Source organism: Actinomadura sp. BRA 177, from assembly GCF_013372625.1.
Classification (GTDB): Bacteria; Actinomycetota; Actinomycetes; order Streptosporangiales; family Streptosporangiaceae; genus Spirillospora.
In genome coordinates, this window is sequence record NZ_JABXFD010000122.1 from 1 (window position 1) to 5,683 (window position 5,683).

4 protein-coding genes are annotated in these 5,683 nt (G+C 72.3%); all 4 read left to right on the forward strand.

From position 1 onward, the window contains the following. Positions 1–538: 538 nt before the first annotated feature. The 4 genes from HUX53_RS03385 to HUX53_RS03400 all read left to right on the forward strand — a co-directional run bounded on the left by HUX53_RS03385 (position 539) and on the right by HUX53_RS03400 (position 5,595). Positions 539–2,536: an amino acid permease gene (locus HUX53_RS03385; protein WP_176401706.1), complete on the forward strand. Its 1,998-nt coding sequence runs from the start codon at positions 539–541 to the stop codon at positions 2,534–2,536. Between the two features lie 198 nt (positions 2,537–2,734). Continuing rightward, a complete protein-coding gene (locus HUX53_RS03390) occupies positions 2,735–3,568 on the forward strand; it encodes an NUDIX domain-containing protein (RefSeq protein WP_176401707.1) in 834 nt (277 codons plus the stop codon). Continuing rightward, complete coding sequence (locus HUX53_RS03395; RefSeq protein ID WP_176401708.1) at positions 3,565–4,575, forward strand: molecular chaperone DnaJ; 1,011 nt, start codon at positions 3,565–3,567, stop codon at positions 4,573–4,575. Before HUX53_RS03390 ends, HUX53_RS03395 begins: the two co-directional genes overlap by 4 nt. 12 nt (positions 4,576–4,587) lie before the next feature. Further along, on the forward strand, positions 4,588–5,595 hold the full coding sequence (locus HUX53_RS03400; protein ID WP_176401709.1) for a hypothetical protein: 1,008 nt from the start codon (positions 4,588–4,590) through the stop codon (positions 5,593–5,595). Positions 5,596–5,683 lie beyond the last annotated feature (88 nt).

Sequence of the window (5,683 nt, forward strand, 5' to 3'; positions counted from 1 at the left end):
CCGGCGCGGCGCTGGCGGGCAGGGCGGCGGGGACGGTCAGCGAGGCGGCGACGGTCACCGCGGCGGCGACGGTCACCGCGGCGGCGAATGCCGTGCGGCGGCGGACGCGGGAGCGCTTCGGGGGCGTTTTCGAGGGTGACGGGGAGCGGGACACCTGACCTCCAGACGAACGCGGCGCCTTTACGGTGCCACCGATCTTCGTCCGATGCCACCGTCCGCACCGGCCGACCCCGGACGTCCGCGCGCGGCCCGGTTCGAAAGCGCTTTCCACATTGGAAATTGGGGATATTCGGTCGGAACGGTCCATTAGAAAAAGATTCGGGAGTCGGTCAGCCGAGCGTGAGTACGCCGCTGCGGCATGTCGCCGACCTGCGCTTTGGCAGGATGCGACAACGACGAGACGACATCGATCCGCGCGAAAACGTTGCGATTATGCTCATACGTGGTGAATTCTTAGGGACTTCGACAAGCCATCACCTCGCGAACAGCGGCGCGGGTTCACGGCCTGGGGGGACCCACCTTGACCTTGGACATGCGCATGCGCAACAACATGTTCCGCCGGCTGCCCGTCGAGCAGGCCACCGGCCGGCTCTACGGCGGGCGGCACCGGCTCCGCGTCGTGTACCGGACCCGCGATCTCGTCGTGCTCGGCCTCGGCGTCATGATCGGCTCCGGCATCTTCAAGATCGCCGGCGAGCAGGCCAGCTCGACCGCCGGTCCCGGGGTGCTGATCTCCTTCCTCATCGCGGGCGGGGTGTGCGTGCTGGCCGCGCTCGCGTTCGCCGAGCTCTCCTCGATCATCCCCGTGGCGGGCAGCGCCTACTCCTTCAGCTACGTCGCGTTCGGCGAGGTGTGGGCCTGGGTCGTCGGCTGGGCGCTGATCATGGAGCTGCTGCTGGCCGCGTCCGTGCTCGCGCGGGTGTGGTCGCTGTACTTCACGCAGGCGCTGAACGACTTCGGGGTGCCGATACCGGGCTGGCTCGGCGACGTGATCGGCCAGGTGAAGGGCCCGGACGTGCTCGCCTTCGGCATCCTGCTGCTGGTCGTGCTGATGCTCGCCACCGGCAGCCGGATGAGCCTGAAGACGCTCTGGTACATGGTGATGGCCAAGGTCATCGTGATCGGGCTCGTCATCGCCACCGGCCTGAAGTTCTTCGACACCGGCAACCTCACCCCGTTCGTCCCGCCCGCGAAGCCCGCGCCGGAGGGCGACCAGACGGTGCTGGACGCCGTGCTCGGCGCGTTCGGCGGCGGCACCCCGCACGTGTTCGGCATCTGGGGCCTGTTCGCCGCCGCGCCCGCCATCGCGTTCGCCTACATCGGGTTCGACCTCATCGCCACCGCCTCGGAGGAGACCGACGACGCGCCCCGCAAGGTGCCGCGCGGCATCCTCACCGCCCTGCTCACCGCGATCGTGCTGTACGCGGCGGTGGCGATCGCGCTCGTCGGCATGGTCGGGATGGCCGGCTTCGCCAAGCTCAATCCGGACAAGCTGCTGATCGCCGCCGCGTTCGACGAGGTCGGCGCGGGCGCGATGGGCAAGATCGTCGATGTCGGCGCGGTGCTGGCGCTGACCACCGTCATCCTGGTGGTGATGATCAGCCTGACCCGGGTGGTGTTCTCGATGGCCCGGGACGGGCTGCTGCCCCGCCCGCTCGCCTCGATGAGCCGGTACAAGGTGCCCTCGCGCGCCACGCTGCTCGCGGGCGGCGCGGCGGTGGTCATGTCGCAGACGTTCGACGTGCTGACGCTGGAGCAGCTCGTCGTGATCGGCACGCTGTTCGCCTTCCTGTTCGTCGCCGCCGCCGTGCTCGCGCTGCGGCACTCCCAGCCCGACCTGCACCGGCCGTTCCGGATGCCGGCGGCGCCGCTCGTCGTGATCGCGACGATCCTCGCGGTCGGCTGGCTGATGCTGAACCTCAAGGTCGAGACGTGGGCGTACTTCGCGATCTGGATGGCCGTCGGCCTCGTCCTGTACCTGGTGTACGGGCGCCGGAAGAGCCAGATGAAGCTGCTCCTGGACGAGCCGCCAGCCCCGCCGGTCTCCGCGCGGCTGGGCGCCGCGCCGCCGCCCGGGGCGCGCCCGCCCGAGTCCCCCGGCAGCCTGCCGCCCGGGGTGGTGCCGGTGGGTGGGCCCGGGCTCGGCGAACCCGGGCTCGGCGATCCCGGGCCGTACGAGCCGGGCGGGTGGCCGGGCGAGCGGCGGCCGGGCATGCCCGAGAGCCCCTACCCGACCGGCCGGTACTCGACCGGGCGGCAGCCGGGCGGCCAGTTCGCGCGGGAGCCGTACCAGGCCGAGCAGCGCCCGCCCGAGCGGTACGAGCAGTACGAGCGGGACGACCGCGGCCGGACGGGTCCGTACGGGCCGGGCCGGCCCGCCGATCCGTACGCGGTGGACCCGGGCGTCCCGAACCCGTACGCGTTCGGGCCCTACGCGACCGGGCCGTACAACTCCGGCGAGCAGTCCTACGGCGAGCAGGACCACGGCGAGAACGACTACGGCGAGGAGCCTCCCGGCAGCCGTTACCGCCGCTGAGCCCTACGCCGGGAACTTCTTTTTTGTGAAGTTCCGCCGAACGTAGCGGGCGCCGCTCCCCTCGTGGGGGGCGGCGCCCGCTTTTCGTCACCCCGGTACGCACTGGACACCCGCCCTCGTCCGGGCTATGTTGTTCTCAGCTAGAGATGGACTCATTTTTGAGACTTACTTGCACCGAGCCTGACGGGAGGACGCCGGATGACCCCGGAACCGCGGCGCGACGAGGCCGAGTTCCTCGCGAACTACGACCCGCGCGACTACGACCCGGTCGCCGTGACCGTGGACGTGGTCGGGCTGACCATCCGCGACGGCGCCCTGCACGTCCTGCTGGTCCGGCGCGGGCAGGCCCCGTACGCGGGCATGTGGGCGCTGCCGGGCGGTTTCGTCCAGGCGGGCGGGCCGCTGCAGGGCGCGGACGCCGAGGACCTTTCCGACGCGGCCGTCCGGGAGCTGGCCGAGGAGACCGGCCTCAGCGCCAAGGGCGGCGTGCTCGGCCGCGTCCACCTGGAGCAGCTCGGCACGTACGGGTCGCCCGGCCGGGACCCGCGGATGCGCGTCATCTCCGTCGCCCACCTGGCGTTCGCGCCGGAGCTGCCCGACCCGGAGGCCGGCGGCGACGCGGCCGACGCGGCGTGGGTGCCGGTGGACGCGCTGGGCCTCACCGAGTCCGGCGACCAGCGTCCCGGCACCACCCGCCGGCTCGCCTTCGACCACGCGCGGATCCTCGCGGACGGGCTGGAGCGGGCGCGCGGGAAGCTGGAGTACACCCCGCTCGCCACGGCCTTCTGCGGCGGCGAGTTCACGATCCCCGAGCTGCGGTCGGTCTACGAGGCGGTGTGGGGCGAGGAGCTGCACGCCGGCAACTTCCACCGGAAGGTCCTGTCGGTGCCCGGGTTCGTGGAGAGCACGGGCGCGACGTCCGACCGGGGCGGCCGGCGCGGCGGCCCCCGGCCCCGGCTCTACCGCGCCGGCGACGCCCGCCTCCTGCACCCTGCCCTGCTGCGGCCGAGCCGGGAGGAGGAGATCAGATGAAAGCCCTGGACGATGCGCTGGCGCGGCTGGACCGGGCGCGTGTCCCGGCCGACCTGTTCGGCGCGGACGAGGCGGAGGCGGCGCGGCGGTACCGGCGGCTGGCCCGGCTCGTCCACCCGGACGCGACCGGCGGCCGCACCCGCGACGCGTTCATCAGGCTGAACGCGCTGTGGCACACCTACAACCGGGACGACCACGGCGTGATCACCACTCGCCGCCACGCGTACCGGCTGAGCGGGGACCCGATCGGCGGCGACCTCGCCGAGCTGTACGCGGCGGAACCCGGGGTGCTGCTGAAGATGCCGCGCGACCCGCGCGACAGCGACCTGGTCGAGCGTGAGGCGGTGGCGCTGCGCCGGCTGCCCGAGGACGGCGACGGGAAGTTCCTGCCGTACGTCCCGCGCCTGGTCGAGTCGTTCCGGCACCGGGACGCGGCGACCGGGGCGCAGCGGCAGGTCAACGTGATCGCCGCGCTGGACGGCTTCCGCAGCCTGACCGAGGTCGGGACGGCGTATCCGGACGGCGTCGACCCGCGCGACGCGGCCTGGATGTGGCGGCGGCTGCTGGTCGGCCTCGGGTTCGCGCACCGCGCGGGCGTACTGCACGGCGCGGTCCTCCCCGACCACGTGCTGATCCATCCGGAGAAGCACGGCCTGGTCCTGGTCGACTGGTGCTACTCCGTCCCCGGCTGCTACGCGCACGTCGATTCGTCCGGCCGCGTCCCGGCGATGGTCGACCGGTACGCGGGCTGGTACCCACCCGAGGTGCCGGGACGGCGGCCGGCGAGCCCGGCGACCGACATCTTCATGGCCACCCGGTGCATGACCGGGCTGATGGGCGGCAAGGCGCCCCCGGCGATGCGCTCGTTCGCGCGCGGCTGCACGCTGCCCGCGCAGAACCGGCGCCCGTCCGACGCCTGGCGGCTGCTGGCCGAGCTGGACGAGCTGCTGGAGCGGCTCTACGGCCGGCGGCGCTTCCGCCCCTTCCACCTGCCCGCTCCGAACTGAAGGAGAACCACCATGGGAAGCGGACACTGGTCCACCGACGTCTACGCCGCCCGCGCGAGCTACCGCGCGTCCACCGGCGCCAGCGCGTTCGCCTACTCCGACGGCGGCGCCACCAAGGTCCACGCCGACCTCGACCCGTTCGGCGTCACCGCGCGGGAGAGCCGGGACTCCGGCGACCACCCCGAGTCGCTCGCGATCGGCGTGCTGTTCGACGTGACCGGCTCGATGGGGAACGTGCCGCGGACGCTGCAGACCAAGCTCCCCGACCTGCTCGGGCTGCTGCTGCGCAAGGGGTACGTCAGGGACCCGCACATCCTGTTCGGCGCGGTCGGCGACGCGACCTGCGACCGGGCGCCGCTGCAGATCGGCCAGTTCGAGGCCGACAACCGGATGGACGACGACCTCGGCAAGATCCTCCTCGAAGGCGGGGGCGGCGGCCAGATGCGCGAGTCGTACGAGCTGGCCATGTACTTCATGGCCCGGCACACCGCGATCGACTGCTTCGAGAAGCGCGGCAAGCGCGGCTACCTGTTCATGATCGGCGACGAGCTGGCCTACCCGAAGGCGAAGCGGCGCGAGATCGCCAAGGTCATCGGGGACGAGCGGGCGGAGGACGTCCCGATCGCCGACCTCGTCCGGGAACTGCAGCGCAAGTACGACGTGTACTTCATCATCCCCGAGGGCGCCTACCACTCGGGGAGCCGCGAGCTGACCGACTTCTGGCGGAAGCTCCTCGGCCAGAACGTCCTTTACCTGGACGACCTGGACGCGGTCTGCGAGACGATCGCGCTGACCATCGGGCTCGCCGAGGACGCCATCGACCTGGACGAGGGCCTGGAGCACCTGGCCGAGGCCGGCTCGGACGCGGGCGCGTCGGTGTCGCGGGCCCTCGCCCGGCTGGACGCGTCCCGCGCGCCGGTCGCGGTGTCGTCCACACCGCCGGGGCTGGACGCTTCGGGCCCGTCCGCGACGACCCGCCTCAGTGCCGTAGCAGGCAACGTTTGCCCTGTAACCGCTTGAGGCGTCAGCTCGTGCTGAGTGGTGTGCTGGCCTCGGCATCGAGCTGGTGGTCCGCCCAGATGTAGCTTTCGGGAAGCAGGTCGGTGAC

Bases quoted from the DNA above. Each gene is read 5' to 3' on its own strand.
- HUX53_RS03385 (WP_176401706.1), top strand. From the start codon at position 539: ATGCGCAACAACATGTTCCGCCGGCTGCCCGTCGAGCAGGCCACCGGC.
- HUX53_RS03395 (WP_176401708.1), top strand. From the start codon at position 3,565: ATGAAAGCCCTGGACGATGCGCTGGCGCGGCTGGACCGGGCGCGTGTC.
- HUX53_RS03400 (WP_176401709.1), top strand. From the start codon at position 4,588: ATGGGAAGCGGACACTGGTCCACCGACGTCTACGCCGCCCGCGCGAGC.
- HUX53_RS03390 (WP_176401707.1), top strand. From the start codon at position 2,735: ATGACCCCGGAACCGCGGCGCGACGAGGCCGAGTTCCTCGCGAACTAC.